This is a genomic window from Pseudomonas sp. REB1044 (genome assembly GCF_038813925.1).
Classification (GTDB): domain Bacteria; phylum Pseudomonadota; class Gammaproteobacteria; order Pseudomonadales; family Pseudomonadaceae; genus Aquipseudomonas; species Aquipseudomonas boreofloridensis.
This window is the reverse complement of the sequence record NZ_CP046139.1, coordinates 4,704,381-4,722,504: the sequence shown is the minus strand read 5'-3', so window position 1 is coordinate 4,722,504 and position 18,124 is coordinate 4,704,381. Positions and strand designations below refer to the sequence as shown.

Here is an 18,124-nt window from a genome sequence, read left to right as displayed (position 1 = left end):
CGCCCCTGTTCATTTTTCCATTTGGGTTGCCCATGAAGTTGTCCATGCCGCGTTTCGATCAAGCCCCGGTACTGGTGGTCGGCGATGTGATGCTCGACCGCTACTGGCATGGCGGTACGTCGCGTATCTCGCCGGAAGCGCCGGTGCCAGTGGTCAAGGTCGACCAGATCGAGGACCGTCCGGGCGGTGCGGCCAACGTGGCGTTGAACATCGCCGCCCTGGGCGCCCCGGCGGCGCTGGTGGGAGTGACCGGCCAGGACGAGGCGGCCGACAGTCTGGCCAACAGCCTGCAGGCCGCCGGCGTGCGCTCGATTTTCCAGCGCATTGCGCACCAGCCGACCATCGTCAAGCTGCGAGTCATGAGTCGCCATCAGCAACTGTTGCGTATCGATTTCGAGGAGCCCTTCGCCACCGACCCGCTGTCGCTGGGTGAGGAAGTCGATGCCCTGCTCGACGGCGTCAAGGTGCTGGTGCTGTCCGACTATGGCAAGGGCGCGCTGAAGAATCACCAGTCGCTGATCCAGGCCGCGCGTGCCAAGGGCATCCCGGTGCTGGCCGACCCCAAGGGCAAGGATTTCTCCATCTACCGGGGCGCCAGCCTGATTACCCCGAACCTCAGTGAGTTCGAGACCATCGTCGGGCGCTGTGCCGATGAGTCCGAACTGGTTGCCAAGGGCCTGCAACTGCTCGAAGACTTCGACCTCGGCGCGGTGCTGGTCACCCGTGGCGAGCACGGCATGACCTTGCTGCGCATCGGTCATCCGGCGCTGCACCTGCCGGCCCGCGCCCGTGAAGTGTTCGACGTCACCGGCGCCGGCGACACGGTGATTTCCACCCTGGCCGCCGCCATCGCCGCGGGCGAGGAACTGCCGCACGCCGTGGCGCTGGCCAACCTGGCCGCCGGTATCGTCGTCGGCAAGCTGGGTACGGCGGCCATCAGCGCGCCGGAACTGCGCCGGGCGATCCAGCGTGAGGAAGGCTCCGAGCGTGGCGTGCTGGTCCTTGAGCAACTGCTGCTGGCCATTGACGACGCCCGTGCGCACAACGAGCGTATCGTCTTCACCAACGGCTGCTTCGATATTCTCCACGCCGGCCACGTCACCTACCTGGAGCAGGCCCGTGCCCAGGGCGATCGGCTGATCGTCGCGGTCAACGACGACGCCTCGGTCAGCAGGCTGAAAGGACCGGGTCGGCCGATCAACAGCGTCGACCGGCGCATGGCGGTACTGGCGGGGCTGGGGGCGGTGGACTGGGTCGTCAGCTTCAGCGAAGGCACGCCTGAAAACCTGCTGCGTGAGGTCAAGCCCGACGTGCTGGTCAAGGGCGGCGACTATGGCATCGACCAGGTGGTCGGTGCCGATATCGTCAGCGCCTACGGCGGCACGGTGAAGGTGCTGGGCCTGGTGGAGAACAGCTCGACCACCGCGATCGTCGAGAAGATCCGCAAGCACTGAAGTGGCAAATGGCTGGCCCGTGTCCAGGGGCCAGCCCTCAAGCAATGAGGCTTACTTGTTCAGCGAGCTCCGCGCCCGCTGCAGCAGCGCTCGGGCCTTGTCGCTGAAACGCTGCAGATGCGAGGGCTTGTGCGGCCGTGCCTCCACCAGCCCTTGCTGGCGCAGCCAGTCCTTCCAGCGCACCCGTTCCTCGCGCACCACCCAGCCGTCCTGCTGGGCGAAGCTTTCGGCCAGGTACAGCCCGCGTGTGCTCGCTGGAATCAATTGATCCTTCTTCAGGGTGTACAGCTCGGCGATGGGCTGGCCGTCCTGAAGCGGCATCAGGTACAGGTCGGGACGTTTGCGGTTGAGCCGGGTGACCAGTTGATCGCCTTCCAGGCGCTCGTCCACATGGAACAGGCTCAGCGACTTGGCCTCCCTTGGCACCTGCAAGCGCAGGTCGTAGATCAGTTGCAGCGACGCGGTGGGCAGGTGCACATAGGCCCGAGGCCGCTCCAGCAGCGTCAGGTTGGCGCATTGCACCGGACGTGCCGCGCCGGAGGCCGGGCTCAAGGTGAACGGCGGGGTTTCCCGGTAATGCAGGGCGGCGGCGTAGGGCGTCGGTAGCCAGGTGTCGTTGAAGCGTCCGCCGAGCCAGCCTTCCGGAGTTTCCAGCAGGCATTCCTCGGCCACTTCCTGAATGGCTGTGTGCAGCGGCAGATTCAGTTCCTGGGCAGGCACGTAGCCGGAAATCAGCTTGAGCACCACATCGCCACGGTCCTGGCGGCGCTGGCGCACCAGCACCCAGTAGTCGCGGTTCTGCCAGGTGAGGGTCAGGCGCACCGACACGCCGAGGTTGGCCAGCTCGATGGCGAAACGTTCGCTGTCTTCCACGTGCACGGCCTTGCGCCGCTGCAGGGTCTGGGCGAAGTTCAGCGGCATGCCGACGCTCTGATAGCTCAGGCCCTCGGGGGTGGCTTCGACATGCAGTGGCAGGGTCTTGAAGTTGCTCGGGTTCTTGCGGATCAGGGTGCGCGCCACGAGGCTCCTCCTTGCATTCGACGGCTTAGGCCTTGCCCAGGATTCGGGCCACGGTGGCCACGTTATGGGCCAAGTGCAGCGGATTGATGGTGCCGACAATAGCACTGCTCACCCCTGGGTGGGCGAACAGCAGCTCGAAGCTGGCCTGCACCGGGTCGACGCCCGGCGACAGGCACACATGCCCACTGGCCAGCGCCTTCTTCACCAGGATGGCCTTGCCGTGCTCGGCAGCGTAGTCGAGTACCGCGCGTTCCGCCTGTTCATTGAGGTTGTAGGTGACCATCGCGCAATCGCCCTGTTCCAGCGCTTTCAGGCCCCCGGGGACGGTCTTGCCGGAAAGGCCGAAGCCGAGGATCTTGCCTTCCTGCTTGAGGGCAGCGAGAGTCTGGTAGACCTCCTGCTCCTCGAGGATAGCCAAGTCGTTGCCGTCCGAATGCACCAGCACCAGGTCGATGTGGTCGGTTTCAAGACGCTGGAGGCTGCGCTCGACCGAACGGCGGGTATGGGCCGCGCTGAAGTCGAAGTGCGACTGGCCGGCCTCGAATTCTTCGCCGACCTTGCTGACGATCACCCAGTGCTCACGCTGTCCGCGCAGCAGCGGGCCGAGGCGTTCTTCGCTGCGGCCATAGGCGGGGGCGGTGTCGATCAGGTTGATGCCCAGCTCGCGGGCCTGGGCCAGCAGCAGGCGCGCGTCGTCGTCGCCGGGGATGGTGAAACCGGTGGGATACTTGACGCCCTGGTCGCGGCCGAGCTTGACGGTGCCCAGCCCCAGGGGCGAGACGCTCAGGCCGGTGCTGCCCAGTGGACGATGGAGGTCGTGCAGGGTCGGCAGGCTCATGGCAGCAGTTGCTCCCAGGCCGGTACGCCGAGCGGCGGACGCGGCAGATCGGTGAGGTCGGGGCGGGCGGCGGGGCGGATGCCGTCACGCTCGAAAGTGGCCAGCACGCGGTCGGCGAAGTCCGGGGCCAGGGCCAGCTTGGTCGGCCAGCCCACCAGCAGGGGTGCCTGCTCGCTGAGAAAGGCGTTGTCCGGACGTACCAGGCCCGATTGCGCCGGCTCGGCGCGGTCTACCCGCAAGGTGGCCCAGCGGATCTGTTGTTGATCGACCCAGGGCAGCAAACTGCCGATTTCCCGCTGCGCGGCGGCGATCTGCGCGGCTGGATCGCGGGCCACGCCCTCGGCCTCGGCCAAGTCGCCACCCAGGTACCAGACCCACTGGCCATCGGCAGCCGGGTGGGTAGTCACCGTGACCCGGGGCTTGGGGCCACCTCCCAGGCAGTGGGCATACAGGGGTTTGAGGTTGGGACCTTTGGCCAGCACCATGTGCAGCGGTCGGCGCTGCTGGGCCGGTTGGCTCAGGCCGAGGGCGTGCAGCAGGTCTTCGGTGCCGCCCCCGGCACTGAGCACGATGCGTTGCGCACGGATTTCACGGTCGTCGACCGTCAGCCCCACCAGCGCCTGGTCGTCGTGCAGTGGCGCGATGCGCTCCCCAGCCAGCAAGCTGTCGCCGGCCAGTTCAGCGAGATTGGCCAGCAGGCTTGGCACGTCGATGACCAACTCGGCCAGGCGGTACACCTTGCCTTTGAACGCACGGTCCTGCAGAGCCGGGGGCAGGTGCTCGCCCTTGACCTGATCGACCCGACCGCGCACGGCCTTGCTGGCGAAGAAGCTGGTGAGGTTGCCGGCCAGGGTGCCGGGTGACCACAGGTAATGGGCCTCGGACAGCAGGCGGGTGTGGCGCAGGTCCAGTTCGCCATTGCCGGCCAGGGCTTCGCGCCAGCGCCGTGGCATGTCGGCAATGGCCTCGGAGGCGCCGGTCAGGGCGCCGTGTAGGGCATACTTGGTGCCGCCGTGAATGATGCCCTGGGACTTGAGCGTCTGTTCGCCGCCGAGACTGGCGCGCTCCACCAGCACTGTCGAGTAGCCCAGGCGCCGCAGCCTGGCATTGAGCCAGAGGCCTGCGACCCCGGCGCCGACGATCAGTACGTCAGTGGAAATGGCAGATGGCATGCGGGCACCTCGAAAACCGGAACGATTGCCCAGTATACAGGTGCGCTGCGGCCGTGGTCTTGACGCTCAATGGCCGGCGGTCTTGGAGAACACCTGGATCACCACCACGCCGGCGACGATCAGCGCCATGCCCAGCATGGCCGGCAGGTCCAGCTTCTGGCCGTAGATCACCAGCGCGGCCACGCTGATCAGCACGATTCCCAGCCCCGACCAGATCGCGTAGGCGATACCTACCGGGATGCTGCGCACCACCAGCGTCAGCATCCAGAACGCAATCGCGTAGCCGCCGATCATCAACAACAGCGGCACGGGTGTGCTGAGGCCTTTGACGGCTTTCATCGATGCGGTGGCGATGACTTCGGCGCAGATGGCGATGGCGAGATAGCTGTAGGCATTCATGGGCAGTTCCTCCGGTACAGGCTCGGCATTCTAGCGGTGGCATAGATGCGGTAAAGTCATTACCTATCCGCTTTGGAGATGGGTTGATGGCCGATCAGTGGAACCTCGAACAGTTGAAAACCTTTGTGCAGGTGGCGGAGCTGCGGTCCTTTTCGGCGGTGGCACGGGCGCAGCGCAAGGCGCAGTCGGCAGTCAGCACGGCCATTGCGCTGCTCGAAGCCGATTTGGGCGTGAGCCTGTTCGAGCGCAGCAGCGGCCGCCAACCGTCCCTCACCGAAAGCGGTGAGGTGCTGCTGGAGGACGCCCGTGAATTGCTGCGCCAGTGCGAGCGTTTCGACAGCCGCGCCCTGGCGCTGATGCGCGGCCAGGAGGCGTTGTTGCGTGTGGCCCAGGACGAGGCCATGCCTTATCAGCCGGTACTCGACAGCATGGATGACCTGGCCAGCCGCTTCCCGTACCTGCAGGTGCACCTGGCCAGCGGCGCCCAGGGCGATGTGGCGCGCAAACTGGTGCAGCGCCGCGCCGATCTCGGCTTGTTCTTCAACCACGAGAGCATCCCGGCCTCGTTGGAGCGCCGCACGCTGGGCAGCGTCGAGATGGTCACTGTGTGCGCCGTGAATCATCCATTGGCCCGGCAGGGGCGTGTGTCCCTGGAGCAGTTGGCCCGCCACCGACAATTGCTGATCACGCCGGGCGACAGTGACTACCCGGGCGGGCAGGCGATCAGTCCGCAGGTGTGGCGCGCCGACAGCTTCTATGCCATGGCCGAGTTGCTCATGCGCGGGCTGGGGTGGGCCTGGCTGCCGCGCCATGTGGTGCAATACCCGACCTACCAGGCGCACATGCTCGAACTCGACAGCGAATGGCGCCCGCCGGCGCTGGTGGCCGAACTGGCCTGGCGCCGCGACGAGCCGCTGGGCCCGGCCGGGCAGTGGCTGGCCGAGCGCTTCGCCGTGCATTTGCGGGCCATCGGCTGAGCGCGACAGGTGTTTTGCGGCGGATCCGGGTACACTGCGGCGCCATGAACAGAACCCTCTATACCCTGCTGTTTCACTTGGGCCTGCCGCTGATCGCGCTGCGCCTGTTCCTGCGCGGGCGCAAGGCACCGGCCTACCGCCAACGCATTGCCGAGCGCCTGGCCTTCGGCCTGCCGGCCATGCGCCAGGGGGGCATCTGGGTGCATGCCGTGTCGGTGGGCGAGAGCATTGCTGCGGCTCCCCTGGTCCGGGCGCTGTTGCAGGCCTATCCGCAGTTGCCGATCACCCTGACCTGCATGACGCCGACTGGCTCGGAACGCATCCGCGTGATGTTCGCCGACGAACCCCGGGTACAGCACTGCTACCTGCCCTACGATCTGCCTTGGGCCGCCGGACGTTTCCTTGACCGGGTGCGCCCGCGCCTGGGCATCATCATGGAAACCGAGTTGTGGCCCAACCATATCCACCAGTGCGCACGGCGTGGCGTTCCCGTGGCCTTGGCCAATGCGCGGCTGTCGGCGCGTTCGGCGCGTGGCTATGCGCGGTTCGCAGGACTCACCCGGCCGATGCTCGAAGAGATGAGCCTGATCGCCGTGCAGACCGAAACCGAAGCCGAGCGCTTTCGCAGCCTGGGCGCCCGTGCCGAGTGCGTGCAGGTCACCGGTTCGATCAAGTTCGACCTGAAGCTGGATGACACCTTGGTGCCGCGTGCTCGGCACCTGCGTGAGCAGTGGGGCGCCAGCCAGCGGCCAGTGTGGATCGCTGCCAGTACCCATGAGGGTGAAGATGCGGCAATCCTCGACGCCCACCGGCGTGTGCTGCAGGTCCATGGCGATGCGTTGCTGATTCTGGTGCCGCGCCACCCGGAACGATTCGACGCCGTGCACGCGCTGTGTCGCGCAAGCTTCACCACGGTGCGGCGATCTGCCGAGGTGGCAGTGGACGGGCAGACCCAGGTGTTGCTCGGCGACACCATGGGCGAGTTGCTGTTCCTCTACGCCCTGGCCGATATGGCCTTCGTAGGCGGCAGCCTGGTGCCCACCGGTGGGCACAACCCGCTGGAGCCGGCGGCGTTAGGGTTGCCGGTGATCACCGGTGCGCATGTGTTCAACTTCCTGGAAATCAGCGCGATGCTGCGCGATGCCGGCGCCTTGCAGCAGGTGGACGACGCCGAAGGCTTGGCCGCCGCTGTGCGTCGTCTGATCGAATTGCCCCAGGACGGCCGACGCATGGGCGAGGCGGGCAGGGCGGTGATGCAGGCCAACCAGGGCGCCTTGCAGCGCTTGCTCGACGGGTTGGCGAAGCTGATCGGCTGACCCGCGCGTCCGATCGGCCCCGCCAATGCCGCCGCCTCAGCGTCGGCGCTCGAAGTTCTTCGCGGCTGCCGCTGCCAAGTCTGGCGGCAGGAAGTCCTTGTCCGGGTTGTAGTCGGGCTTCAGGTAGCGTCCCAGGTCTTGCAGATCCTGTGGGCTGAGGGTGCCGGCCGCCTGTTTCAGGCGCAGGTTGTCGAGGATGTAGTCGTAGCGGCTGTTGTTGTAGTCGCGCACCGAGGCATACAGCTGACGTTGGGCGTCGAGCACGTCGACGATGTTGCGGGTGCCCACCTGATAGCCGATTTCGGTGGCTTCCAGCGCGCTCTGGTTGGAGACGATCGACTGCTTGCGTGCCTGCACCTGCTCCACGTCGGTATTCACCGCCCGGTGCAGGTTGCGGGTGTTCTCGACCACCTGGCGGCGCAGGCTTTCGCGCTGCTGCTCGCTCTGGTTCAACCGCGCATAGGCCTCGCGCACCTGCGAACTGGTGAGCCCGCCGCTGTAGATCGGAATGTTCAATTGCAGGCCGACGCTGGTCTGCTCCACATCGCCGCCGTAGCGCACACCGGGTTGCGGCGCTGGATTGCTGAATCCAAGGTTGTCGTTGTCGCCTTTCTGGTAGCGCGCCACGGCATCGAGGGTGGGTGCATGGCCGGCCTTGCGCTGGCGCAGGGTTTCCTCGGCAGCCTCCACCGCGTGGTTGGTGGCCAGCAGGTTGAGGTTCTGCCGCGCGGCGGTCTCGACCCAGGCCTTGGCGTCATTGGGCGTGGGCACTTGCACCGGCAGGCTGTGCACCACGCCCTGCAGCGAGCCGTACTCACGGTTGGTCAGGGTCACCAGTGCCTCGAAGGCGTCCTGCACCTGGCGCTCGGCCAGGATGCGGTTGGCGCGGGCGGTGTCGTAGCCGGCCTGGGACTGCAGCACGTCGGTCTTATCGGACAGGCCCACGTCGAAGCGCTCGTTGGACTGGTCGAGCTGGCGCTTGAACGCTGCTTCCTCGGCCTTGGTCGAGGCCAGGTTGTCCTGGGCGCGCAGCACCGTGAAGTAGCGCTCGGCGCTTTGCAGGATCAGGTTCTGTTCGGTGGCCGACAACTCCAGCGCGGCCTGTTCGTTGACCGCTTCGGCGGCCTGCAACTGGAACCAGCGGTCGGCACGGAACAGCGGCTGCGACAGGGTCGCGCTCCAGGCGGTGCCGCTGCGCGTGGAGGTGATCGACGGCTGATCCAACTGGGTGCGGGTGTTCATCGTCTCGGCCCCCGCGGACAGGTTGGGCAGCAGGCCGGCCCGCGCCTGCGGCACCACTTCCCGGCGCGCGCCGTAGTCGGCGCGGGCGGCCGCGAGGTCGGCATTGTTGCCCACCGCTTCCTGGTAGACGCTGACCAGGTCGGTCTTCACCGTCATGGGCACAGCCGCTGCCCAGGCCGCACCGTGGGACGCACAAGACACGGCGAGCGCCAGTGAAAGTTTGCGCAGCATAGGGCAATCCTTGTACGAAAAATAATTTCTGAACTGTTGAGTATCGGGCGATGTGCCAGTGTAGTGCCGGGCGCCGCCGGCAACAATCGGCGGCCTGCGCCTTTCGTCCCTTGCCCGGCAATGCGCTTGGCTTTGCAGACCAGACCAGTCTAGACTGCGCAAGTTCTTGTCGGGGTGCCTTGAGTCGAAGGCTGAGATCGGAGAGTTCCGGATCCCGTTGAACCTGATCAGGTTAGCGCCTGCGTAGGGAACAAGATTGCTCACCTTCCCGGGGAGCCTCTTGTGCCAGGTCCGGGATCGTCGTCGCTGTCACACAGCCAAGGCACCCCATGTATCCGGCACTGCACTCCAGCAAGGAGTGCGTCCGCGCCTTTCAGGTTCGCCCCGACATTCCGCCCGCTAGGAAGCTGTCTGGAGAGCCTGTGATGAGTCAACAAGAAAAAACGATCAGCCTGAGCGAGTCGGCCCGCGTCGACCAGCAGTCCGTGCAACCGCTGCCCAATTCGCGCAAGGTCTACGTCCAGGGCTCGCGCCCGGACATCCGCGTGCCCATGCGCGAGATCAGCCTGCACGACACCCCCACCGACTTCGGCGGCGAGCAGAACGCCCCGGTACTGGTCTACGACACCTCCGGCCCCTACACCGACCCTGACGTCATCATCGACGTGCGCAAAGGCCTGGGCGATGTGCGCTCGGCGTGGATCGACGCGCGTGGCGACACCGAGCGCCTGGACGGCCTGAGCTCGAACTTCGGCCAGCAACGGCTCAACGATGCGGAGCTGACCAAGCTGCGCTTCGCCCACGTGCGCAATCCGCGCCGAGCCAAGGCCGGCGCCAACGTCACGCAGATGCACTACGCGCGCCAGGGCATCGTGACCGCCGAAATGGAATACGTGGCGATCCGCGAGAACATGAAGTTGCAGGAGGCCCGCGCCGCCGGCCTGCTCGACCAGCAGCATGGCGGTCACAGCTTCGGCGCCAGCATCCCCAAGGAAATCACCGCTGAGTTCGTCCGCGAGGAAATCGCCCGTGGGCGCGCGATCATCCCGGCCAACATCAACCACACCGAGCTGGAGCCGATGATCATCGGCCGCAACTTCCTGGTGAAGATCAACGGCAACATCGGCAACAGTGCCCTGGGCTCGTCCATCGAAGAGGAAGTGGCCAAACTGACCTGGGGCATTCGCTGGGGGTCGGACACGGTGATGGACCTGTCCACCGGCAAGCACATCCACGAAACCCGCGAGTGGATTATCCGCAACTCGCCGGTGCCGATCGGCACCGTGCCGATCTACCAGGCCCTGGAGAAGGTCGGTGGCGTTGCCGAAAACCTCACCTGGGAGCTGTTCCGCGACACCCTGATCGAGCAGGCCGAGCAGGGTGTGGACTACTTCACCATCCACGCTGGCGTACTGCTGCGCTACGTGCCGCTGACCGCCAAGCGCGTCACCGGCATCGTCAGTCGTGGCGGCTCGATCATGGCCAAGTGGTGCCTGGCGCATCACCAGGAGAACTTCCTGTACACGCACTTCGACGAGATCTGCGAAATCATGAAGGCCTACGACGTCAGCTTCTCGCTCGGCGACGGCTTGCGTCCCGGCTCGATCGCCGACGCCAACGACGCCGCCCAGTTCGGTGAGCTGGAAACCCTGGGCGAGTTGACCAAGATCGCCTGGAAGCACGATGTGCAGTGCATGATCGAAGGCCCCGGCCATGTGCCGATGCAGTTGATCAAGGAGAACATGGACAAGCAGTTGGAGTGCTGCGACGAGGCGCCGTTCTACACCCTTGGCCCGCTGACCACTGACATCGCCCCCGGCTACGACCACATCACCTCAGGTATCGGCGCGGCGATGATCGGCTGGTTCGGCTGCGCGATGCTCTGCTACGTCACGCCCAAGGAGCACCTGGGCCTGCCGAACAAGGACGACGTCAAGACCGGCATCATCACCTACAAGATCGCCGCCCACGCCGCCGACCTCGCCAAAGGTCATCCTGGCGCGCAGATCCGCGACAACGCGCTGTCCAAGGCGCGTTTCGAGTTCCGCTGGGAGGATCAGTTCAACCTGGGCCTGGACCCGGACACGGCGCGCGCCTTCCACGACGAGACCCTGCCCAAGGAGTCGGCCAAGGTCGCGCACTTCTGCTCGATGTGCGGGCCGAAGTTCTGCTCGATGAAGATCACCCAGGAAGTGCGCGAGTACGCCGCCAAGATCGACACCGTCGATGTCACGGCCGAGCAAGGCATGCGCGAGCAGGCTCAGCGCTTCCGTCAGGAAGGCAGCCAGTTGTACCGCAAGGTGTGAGTGCAGCGGGCAGCGCGGTTGCACACCGCGCTGCCCTTTTCAGCGAGTCGAAGTGCCGTTCGCGGGCAAGCCGCAACGGCCGACGCGCTTAGCCTCGGCCAGGGAACAGCTCTGGACGGATGACGCCGTTCAGGCGTGGGTAGGGGATTTTCAGTTCTACGTGGCCCATGGAGTAAGGGGCGATGGCATAGACCTCGTACTTCACCACGACCGCACCGTAGGTCAGGGCGATGTGCGGCGATGGCTTGAACGGCCAGGTTTTGACGAACTCGGCGTCCTTGTCCATACCCGTGCTGATCAGCCAGGCGCGGTGCGATTCCTCGACGGTTTTCCAGAAGGTGTCTTCCTGGCCGGGGATCAGCATGTCCTGCAGGGTCAGCACCTTGTCCTGCTTGCGCGAATAGTTGATGAAGGCGCGGCCCGGCATGCCATGGGCACCGCCGCTGTCCAGGTAGCTGGACAATTCGACGATCACCAGTCCGTCATGCTGCTCGCGTACCTTGGCTTGCAGGTAGCTGCTGTTGCGCGCCGGGGCGCTGGCCAGGTACTGCTGTTCGTATTGCTGCAACGTGGTCGGCGCAGTGCCGCGCTGATTGTCTTCGGTCAGTTGCAGCAGGCGGCGCTCCACCAGGGCATCGAGCTTGGGCAACGTCGGGAAGTGCACGGTGTCGATATTCACCAGAGGGCAGTCGCGCTCGCTGCAGCCGGGTTTGACGTGTTCCCAGGCTTCGCGCTTGACCTCGACCGGCGCGCGGTAGTTGGGCGCGAACAGGCTCTGGCAGGCGCCGAGGATCATCGCCAACAGGGCGACGGCGGTCAGTTTGACGAGCGTCATGGGAGTCCTTGCAGAACGGGGTTGATCGGCCTTGGACCGTCGGCAGGGCCTTCGGTTCGCCACTAAGCTAACAGAGTGCAGGCGGCCTGTCCCGGTCGCGGGAAAGGGATGAAACGCGGCGATTCGCAGAGTAGGATGGCGCGATGCAGTGGTTGATGTAGCGAGGAATTTCATGTCAGACACCTTGAACCCGGTGCCCAGGACGGTGCAGATCGTCGAGCGGACCAATTGCTTCCAGGGCTTCTACAAGCTCGACAAAGTGCGCCTGCGCCACGAGCTGTTCGCCGGCGGCATGGGCCGTGAGATCAGCCGTGAGCTGTTCGTGCGCCATGATGCGGTATGCGTGCTGCCCTACGACCCGCAGCGCGACGAAGTGGTGCTGATCGAGCAGTTTCGCGTCGGTGCGCTGGACAAGACCGACAACCCTTGGCTGATCGAACTGGTCGCCGGTCTGATCGACAAGGACGAGCAGCCCGAGCAAGTGGCCCATCGCGAAGCCGAGGAAGAAGCCGGCCTGCACTTTGCCGCGCTATGGCCGATGACCCGCTACTTCCCCTCGCCGGGCGGCAGTGACGAATACGTGCACCTGTTCCTGGGTCGCTGCAGCAGCGAGGGCGCCGGCGGACTGCATGGCCTGGAGGAGGAGGGCGAGGACATCCGCGTGCGCGTGTGGACCTTCGACGACGCTTTGCAGGCGGTGCGCGACGGGCGCATTGCCAACGCCGCGAGCATCATCGCCCTGCAATGGCTGGCGCTGAACCGCGACGAAGTGCGGGGGATGTGGAAGTGAACCTGCTGCGCGAACGCTATCGGGTCGACCTGGCCGGGTTGCAGGCGGCCTGTGAGGCCAACTACGCCCGGCTGATGCGCCTGCTGCCGGACATGCGCAGCACTCAGAGTTCGCGACGCATCGGTATGACCCAGGGTGACCAGATGCTCGGAGTGCTGGTGCTCGAGGTGGTGCTGGCCTGCCCCTATACCACCACCTTGCGTGTGCGCCAGGAGCACAGCCTGCCCTGGTTGCCGGTTCCGCAGTTGGAGGTGCAGGTGTACCACGATGCGCGCATGGCCGAGGTGGTCAGTGCCGAGCATGCGCGGCGCCTGCGCAGCATCTATCCGTATCCGAATGCGGCGATGCACCAGCCCGACGAAAAGGCTCAGCTCAACCTGTTCCTCGGCGAATGGCTGAGCCACTGCCTGGCCTGCGGCCATGAGTACGAAACCGTGCGTTGAAATGTGACGCTCGTCGATTTTGCGTCTTTGCCTCACCTTTCGCTGCGTCCATAATTCTGCCGATTCCGCACAAGGAGACGGCCGTTGTCGCACCCACCCACGCCTCCCGCACCGCTGCACCTGGTGCAATTGACCGACCCTCATCTGTTCGCCGATCCCGCGGGGGCCATGCTTGGCCTGAACACCCGCGACAGCCTGCGCCATGTGATCGCGCAGGTACGCCGCGAACAGCCGCGCATCGACCTGCTGTTGTGCACCGGTGATTTGTCCCAGGATGGCAGCGCCGCGTCCTATGCCGCGTTTCGCCAGCTCACCGACGAGCTGGGCGCCGCAGCCCGCTGGCTGCCGGGCAATCACGACGACGCCCGACTCATGGCCGAGGTGACCGCGCACAGCGCGCTGATGCAGGCGGTGACCGATATCGGCGCCTGGCGCATCGTCATGCTCGACAGCGCCGTGCCCGGTGCCACCCATGGTCAGCTCGCAGCGGCGCAACTGGCGCTGCTCGACGCTGCCTTGGCCAGCGCGGGGGACCGCTACTGCCTGGTCTGCTGCCATCATCAGCCGGTGGATATCGGTTGCGCCTGGATCGCCCCGATCGGCCTGCGCAACGCCGATCAGCTCTTGGCGCGCCTGGCGCAGTACCCTCAGGTCAAGGCGCTGCTCTGGGGCATGTGCATCAGGAGTGGGACGAGGTGCGCGAGGGTCTGCGGTTGCTGGCCAGTCCATCGACCTGCCTGCAATTCGCCCCCAGCAGCGCGGATTTTCAGGTGAGCGAGCAGCAGCCAGGCTATCGCTGGTTGCGCCTGCATGCCGATGGACGGTTGGAAACCGGCGTCGAGCGGGCACGGGATTTTCAGGTCACGCTGGATTTCGACAGTCCTGGCTACTGAGGCCTGCGGCAGCCTCGAGAGGGGCGTGCTCAGGGTGTTTTGCCGAAGAACTCGTAGGTAAAGTCCGAGCCTTTCGTCAAAACCCCGCGAACAGGCTAAACTGCGCGTCCTACGCCCATCACATCGGGCGCGAAGCCGCAGATTCCGGGGGTAGCATGTCGGGTTCGATCCTCTATATCCATGGCTTCAACAGCTCGCCGCTGTCCACCAAGGCCCGGCAGCTCGAAGCCGTCATGCAGCATCTCGGCCTGGCCGAGCGATTGCGCATCCCGGCCCTGCATCATCACCCGCGCCAGGCCATGGCCCAGCTCGAAGCGGGCCTGGCCGAGCTGGATGCGCCGCTGCTGGTCGGCAGCTCGCTTGGCGGCTACTATGCCACCCACTTGGCCGAGCGCCACGGGCTCAAGGCCCTGCTGATCAACCCGGCGGTCACGCCCCATCGGCGCTTCGACGGTTATCTCGGCACCCAGCGCAATCACTACAGCGGTGAAACCTGGGAGCTGACCCTCGACCATGTGCAGGCCCTGGCCGAACTCGAAGTGCCGCCGCCGCAGGACGCGACGCGTTATCAGGTGTGGCTGCAGACCGGCGACGAAACGCTGGACTACCGCGACGCCGAGCGTTTTTACCGGGCGTGTGCCCTGCGCATCCAGGCCGGAGGCGATCACGGCTTCCAAGGCTTCGTCGAGCGCTTGCCCGCCCTGCTGGCCTTTGCCGGCATTGCCCGCGGACAGTACGCGGCGCTCGACTTCTCTGTATTTTGACCTTTGCATTCACCAGACTGACGACGAGAACCCATGGCCAATCCCAGCGCTAGCGCCTATAACGCAGACGCCATCGAAGTCCTCTCCGGCCTCGACCCGGTCCGCAAGCGACCGGGCATGTACACCGACACCAGCCGGCCCAACCACCTGGCCCAGGAAGTCATCGACAACAGTGTCGACGAAGCCCTGGCGGGCCACGCCCGTTCGATTCAGGTCGTGCTGCACGCCGACCACTCCCTGGAGGTCAGCGACGACGGCCGTGGCATGCCGGTGGACATCCACCCCGAAGAGGGCGTGTCCGGCGTCGAGCTGATCCTCACCAAACTGCACGCCGGGGGTAAGTTCTCCAACAAGAACTACCAATTCTCCGGCGGCCTGCACGGCGTTGGCATCTCGGTGGTCAACGCCCTGTCCTCCCAGGTGCGCGTGCGCGTCAAGCGCGACGGCAACGAATACCAGATGACCTTCGCCGACGGCTTCAAAGCCAGCGAGTTGGCGGTGGTCGGCACCGTCGGCAAACGCAACACCGGCACCAGCGTGTACTTCGCCCCCGATCCGAAGTATTTCGACTCGCCCAAGTTTTCCATCAGCCGCCTCAAGCACGTGCTCAAGGCCAAGGCTGTGTTGTGCCCGGGGCTGTCGATCAGCTTCGAGGACAAGGGCACCGGCGAGAAGGTCGAGTGGCATTACGAAGACGGCCTGCGCTCGTACCTGGTCGACTCGGTCAGCGACTTCCTGCGGCTGCCCGACGAGCCGTTCTGCGGCAGCCTGGCCGGCAACAAGGAAGCGGTCGACTGGGCGTTGCTGTGGCTGCCCGAGGGCGGCGACAGCGTCCAGGAAAGCTACGTCAACCTGATTCCCACAGCCCAGGGCGGTACCCACGTCAACGGGCTGCGCCAGGGCCTGCTCGACGCCATGCGCGAGTTCTGCGAGTTCCGCAACCTGCTGCCGCGTGGGGTCAAGCTGGCGCCGGAAGACGTCTGGGAACGCATCACCTTCGTGCTGTCGATGAAGATGCAGGAGCCGCAGTTTTCCGGCCAGACCAAGGAACGGCTGTCGTCGCGCGAGGCGGCGGCATTCGTCTCCGGCGTGGTCAAGGATGCCTTCAGCCTGTGGCTCAACGCCCACCCCGAACTGGGCATGCAACTGGCCGAACTGGCCATCAGCAACGCCGGGCGGCGTTTGAAGGCGAGCAAGAAGGTCGAGCGCAAACGCATCACTCAAGGCCCGGCGCTGCCCGGCAAGCTGGCCGATTGCGCCGGTCAGGACCCGATGCGTGCCGAGCTGTTCCTGGTCGAGGGCGACTCGGCCGGGGGCTCGGCCAAACAGGCGCGGGACAAAGAGTTCCAGGCGATCCTGCCGCTGCGCGGCAAGATCCTCAACACCTGGGAAGTCGATGGCGGCGAGGTGCTGGCCAGCCAGGAGGTGCACAACATCGCCGTGGCCATCGGCGTCGATCCGGGTGCCGTTGACCTGTCGCAACTGCGCTACGGCAAGATCTGCATCCTCGCCGACGCCGATTCCGACGGCCTGCACATCGCCACCTTGCTGTGCGCGCTGTTCGTCCAGCACTTCCGTCCGCTGGTCGAGGCCGGCCATGTCTACGTCGCCATGCCGCCGCTGTTCCGCATCGACCTGGGCAAGGACATCTATTACGCCCTCGACGATGCCGAACGCGATGGCATTCTCGATCGTCTGGTCGCCGAGAAGAAACGCGGCAAGCCACAGGTCACCCGCTTCAAAGGCCTGGGCGAAATGAACCCGCCGCAACTGCGCGAAACCACCATGGACCCCAATACCCGGCGCCTGGTGCAGCTCACCCTGGACGACTTGCCCGGCACCACCGAGATCATGGACATGCTGTTGGCCAAGAAGCGCGCCGGCGATCGCAAGCACTGGCTGGAGACCAAAGGCAACCTGGCCGAGGTCCTGGTTTGATGCGGTCACTGTGCGCGGTGCTGCTCACGCTGCTCAGCGTTTCGACGCTGGCCAGCGAGTGGCCCGAGCTCACGCTCACTGCCGAGCATCCGATCGACGGCATGCGCGGCGGCAACCTGTCGGGTCTGGCCCAGTGCCGGGGCGCCCTGTGGGGTGTTTCCGACCGCGACGACGACCGTATCTACCGCTTCGAGCAGCACGACGACGGCGTGTGGCAGAGCGAAGCGCTCACCTTCACTGCGCCGCCTCCACCGGAAAGCGGGTTGCCCTGGGGACTGAAGTCGCGCAACTGGGCGGCATCCTACATTCGTGGCGGTGAGCTGGACTTCGAGGGCATCGCCTGCGACGGCGCCGACAACCTCTATGTGGTCAGCGAAGCCCACGCCGGCGTCCTGCAACTGCCGTTGCAGGGCGAGCCGGACTGGCTGCGCATCGATCCGGCCATGGTCCGCCAGGCCAGGGCCAGTGGCATGTTGCTGCATTTCAACGCGCTGTTCGAAGGCCTGGCCATCAATCCTGCCGGCGACCGCCTGTGGCTGGCCGCCGAACGCGAGCGCCGTGGCCTGATCTCGATACAGCGCCAGCAGTCGCTATGGACCTGTGGGGCCAGTTGCGTACTGCTCAGCGAGGCGGGCCTGGAGATGCAGCCACCGCAGATGCCCAATGCCCGAGCGGTGTCGCGGGACTTCGCCGACTTGGCGCTGTTCGACGGCAAGCTGTTCACCCTCGAGCGCAACGCCTACCGCATCTGCCGCCGCGATGCCGACAGCGGCGCGGTGGAGCGCTGCTGGTCGTTCGCCGCCGAGGCGCTGGTGGAATCGCGCCGCTACGACCAGCCTTACGGCCTGGCCGAGGCGTTGGTGATCGACAAGGATGGCGCCTGGATCGGCCTGGACAACAACAACGGCCGCCGTGCCGATGGCGAAACCCGACCGATCGTCTGGCGCTTCGCCGCGCCGGCCGGCGGCTGGAGCGCCAAGCCTTGAGTCAGCCACCGGGCAAGCGTGCCGGACGCGTGCTGATGATCGTCGCCTGGGCGGCCGCGCTGTTTCTCGCCACGCGCTTTTTCGGCCAATGGGAAGATCGCCAGCTCAATCCCAACAGCGCGGTGCAGTCCTCCCATGGCGAGGGCTTCATCGAAGTGAGTCTGTTGGCCAACGGCCAGGGTCACTTCGTGGCCGACGGCGCGATCAATGGCCAGGGTGTGCATTTCATGCTCGACACCGGCGCCACCGACGTGGCGATCCCTGAGGCGCTGGCTCGCGACCTGGCGCTGCAACGCGGCGCGCCGGTGATGCTCAGTACCGCCAACGGTCGCACCGAGGGCTATCGCACCCGGCTCAACAGCCTGCAGTTGGGCGATATCCACCTGCGCGAGGTGCGCGCCCTGGTGGTGCCCGGGCTGGACGGCCAGACGGTGCTGCTCGGCATGAGCGCCCTGAACCAACTTGAATTCACTCAGCGCGGCGGCACCATGCTGCTGCGCCAGAACCTGAAATGACGAGG

The 18,124-nt window shown here is 65.9% G+C and carries 16 protein-coding genes, 1 pseudogene and 1 riboswitch; of the genes and pseudogenes, 11 read left to right on the top strand and 6 right to left on the bottom strand.

Going from position 1 to position 18,124, the window contains the following annotated elements; genetic code table 11:
• Positions 1 to 32 precede the first annotated feature (32 nt).
• On the top strand, positions 33 to 1,454 hold the full coding sequence (hldE, locus tag GKC70_RS21475; RefSeq protein ID WP_342649861.1) for a bifunctional D-glycero-beta-D-manno-heptose-7-phosphate kinase/D-glycero-beta-D-manno-heptose 1-phosphate adenylyltransferase HldE: 1,422 nt from the start codon (positions 33 to 35) through the stop codon (positions 1,452 to 1,454).
• A gap of 51 nt (positions 1,455 to 1,505) precedes the next feature.
• Here hldE and GKC70_RS21470 read toward each other — a convergent pair whose 3' ends face one another.
• From GKC70_RS21470 to GKC70_RS21455, 4 genes are all read right to left on the bottom strand, one after another.
• The gene (locus tag GKC70_RS21470; protein ID WP_342649860.1) at positions 1,506 to 2,474 is read right to left on the bottom strand and encodes a metal ABC transporter ATPase; all 969 of its coding nucleotides are present in this window, start codon (positions 2,472 to 2,474) and stop codon (positions 1,506 to 1,508) included.
• Positions 2,475 to 2,499: 25 nt separating this feature from the next.
• Positions 2,500 to 3,312: an aldo/keto reductase gene (locus GKC70_RS21465; RefSeq protein WP_342649859.1), complete on the bottom strand. Its 813-nt coding sequence runs from the start codon at positions 3,310 to 3,312 to the stop codon at positions 2,500 to 2,502.
• Entirely contained in the window at positions 3,309 to 4,484 is a 1,176-nt protein-coding gene (locus GKC70_RS21460) for an FAD-dependent oxidoreductase (protein WP_342649858.1), read from the bottom strand. Before GKC70_RS21460 ends, GKC70_RS21465 begins: the two co-directional genes overlap by 4 nt.
• 66 nt (positions 4,485 to 4,550) lie before the next feature.
• Positions 4,551 to 4,883: an SMR family transporter gene (locus tag GKC70_RS21455; protein ID WP_029612805.1), complete on the bottom strand. Its 333-nt coding sequence runs from the start codon at positions 4,881 to 4,883 to the stop codon at positions 4,551 to 4,553.
• Positions 4,884 to 4,969: 86 nt separating this feature from the next.
• Here GKC70_RS21455 and GKC70_RS21450 point away from each other — a divergent pair, with 86 nt between their 5' ends.
• Together GKC70_RS21450 and waaA are read left to right on the top strand one after the other, a co-directional pair.
• The gene (locus GKC70_RS21450; RefSeq protein WP_342649857.1) at positions 4,970 to 5,860 is read left to right on the top strand and encodes a LysR family transcriptional regulator; all 891 of its coding nucleotides are present in this window, start codon (positions 4,970 to 4,972) and stop codon (positions 5,858 to 5,860) included.
• Between the two features lie 44 nt (positions 5,861 to 5,904).
• Positions 5,905 to 7,176, top strand: coding sequence for a lipid IV(A) 3-deoxy-D-manno-octulosonic acid transferase (waaA, locus tag GKC70_RS21445; protein ID WP_342649856.1), 1,272 nt, complete (start codon positions 5,905 to 5,907; stop codon positions 7,174 to 7,176).
• A 36-nt stretch (positions 7,177 to 7,212) separates the two neighbouring features.
• On the opposite strand, the gene GKC70_RS21440 is transcribed toward waaA, so the two are convergent.
• Entirely contained in the window at positions 7,213 to 8,649 is a 1,437-nt protein-coding gene (locus GKC70_RS21440) for a TolC family outer membrane protein (RefSeq protein WP_039582831.1), read from the bottom strand.
• Positions 8,650 to 8,809: 160 nt separating this feature from the next.
• Positions 8,810 to 8,916, top strand: a riboswitch (TPP riboswitch).
• Positions 8,917 to 9,074: 158 nt separating this feature from the next.
• On the opposite strand from GKC70_RS21440, the gene thiC reads away from it, so the two are divergent.
• Positions 9,075 to 10,955: a phosphomethylpyrimidine synthase ThiC gene (gene thiC, locus GKC70_RS21435; RefSeq protein ID WP_039582833.1), complete on the top strand. Its 1,881-nt coding sequence runs from the start codon at positions 9,075 to 9,077 to the stop codon at positions 10,953 to 10,955.
• An 88-nt stretch (positions 10,956 to 11,043) separates the two neighbouring features.
• Here the strand turns inward: thiC and GKC70_RS21430 are convergent, their stop codons facing one another.
• Complete coding sequence (locus GKC70_RS21430; RefSeq protein ID WP_342649855.1) at positions 11,044 to 11,790, bottom strand: RsiV family protein; 747 nt, start codon at positions 11,788 to 11,790, stop codon at positions 11,044 to 11,046.
• 172 nt (positions 11,791 to 11,962) lie between these two features.
• Between GKC70_RS21430 and GKC70_RS21425 the strand changes: the two genes are divergently transcribed.
• The 7 genes and pseudogenes from GKC70_RS21425 to GKC70_RS21395 all read left to right on the top strand — a co-directional run bounded on the left by GKC70_RS21425 (position 11,963) and on the right by GKC70_RS21395 (position 18,119).
• On the top strand, positions 11,963 to 12,580 hold the full coding sequence (locus GKC70_RS21425; RefSeq protein WP_342649854.1) for an NUDIX domain-containing protein: 618 nt from the start codon (positions 11,963 to 11,965) through the stop codon (positions 12,578 to 12,580).
• Positions 12,571 to 13,023, top strand: a complete 453-nt coding sequence (locus GKC70_RS21420; RefSeq protein WP_342649853.1) for a DUF1249 domain-containing protein — start codon at positions 12,571 to 12,573, stop codon at positions 13,021 to 13,023. Before GKC70_RS21425 ends, GKC70_RS21420 begins: the two co-directional genes overlap by 10 nt.
• Before the next feature lie 168 nt (positions 13,024 to 13,191).
• Positions 13,192 to 13,916: pseudogene (gene cpdA, locus GKC70_RS21415) on the top strand (3',5'-cyclic-AMP phosphodiesterase).
• Positions 13,917 to 14,071: 155 nt separating this feature from the next.
• Positions 14,072 to 14,680 carry a YqiA/YcfP family alpha/beta fold hydrolase gene (locus GKC70_RS21410; protein ID WP_342649852.1) on the top strand — a complete coding sequence of 203 codons (609 nt, stop codon included), beginning with the start codon at positions 14,072 to 14,074 and terminating at the stop codon, positions 14,678 to 14,680.
• Positions 14,681 to 14,713: 33 nt separating this feature from the next.
• Positions 14,714 to 16,618 carry a DNA topoisomerase IV subunit B gene (gene parE, locus GKC70_RS21405; protein WP_342649851.1) on the top strand — a complete coding sequence of 635 codons (1,905 nt, stop codon included), beginning with the start codon at positions 14,714 to 14,716 and terminating at the stop codon, positions 16,616 to 16,618.
• Positions 16,615 to 17,604, top strand: a complete 990-nt coding sequence (locus tag GKC70_RS21400; RefSeq protein WP_342649850.1) for an esterase-like activity of phytase family protein — start codon at positions 16,615 to 16,617, stop codon at positions 17,602 to 17,604. The genes parE and GKC70_RS21400 overlap by 4 nt, the downstream gene beginning before the upstream one ends.
• Positions 17,601 to 18,119, top strand: coding sequence for a TIGR02281 family clan AA aspartic protease (locus GKC70_RS21395; protein ID WP_342649849.1), 519 nt, complete (start codon positions 17,601 to 17,603; stop codon positions 18,117 to 18,119). Before GKC70_RS21400 ends, GKC70_RS21395 begins: the two co-directional genes overlap by 4 nt.
• Positions 18,120 to 18,124 lie beyond the last annotated feature (5 nt).